1 protein-coding gene is annotated in these 481 nt (G+C 29.3%); it reads left to right on the forward strand.

What is annotated here, in order from left to right; all coding sequences use genetic code 11:
• Positions 1–481: NAD-dependent epimerase/dehydratase family protein (locus ACF91D_RS31780; protein ID WP_392438701.1), on the forward strand; the 481-nt coding region annotated here is incomplete at both ends.

The following is a 481-nucleotide window of genomic DNA, read 5'->3' on the forward strand; positions in this document are numbered from 1 at the left end:
AACGTTGTGATACATTTAGCTGCAATCGTACATAATAATAACCCAAATGCTACTATGTTGGATTATATGAATGTAAATTACCATTTAACTAAAGAGTTAGCTGAAAAGGCAAAAAATGAAGGAGTAAATCAATTTTTATTTTTTAGCACAATGTCAGTATTTGGTCTTGAAGGCGAAGTAGACAAACATGTTATTATAAACAACAAAACTAAAAAGGAACCTACGACTTCTTATGGTATATCTAAATTACGTGCAGAAGAAGCCTTATGTGATATTCAGTCGAAAGAATTTAAGGTAGCAATTTTACGACCACCAATGATTTATGGTGAATCAGCTCCGGGTAATTTTAGTAAGTTGATTAAGTTATCTAGAATATTACCTTGTTATCCTCGTATTGAAAATCAAAGAAGTAGTATATATATTGAGAATCTTAAAATTTATATTAATGAACTTATTAAGAATGGAAGTTTAGGTGTATTTC

The sequence above is a fragment of the Staphylococcus sp. 231237_7MaSpsaltlick genome (assembly GCF_043107035.1).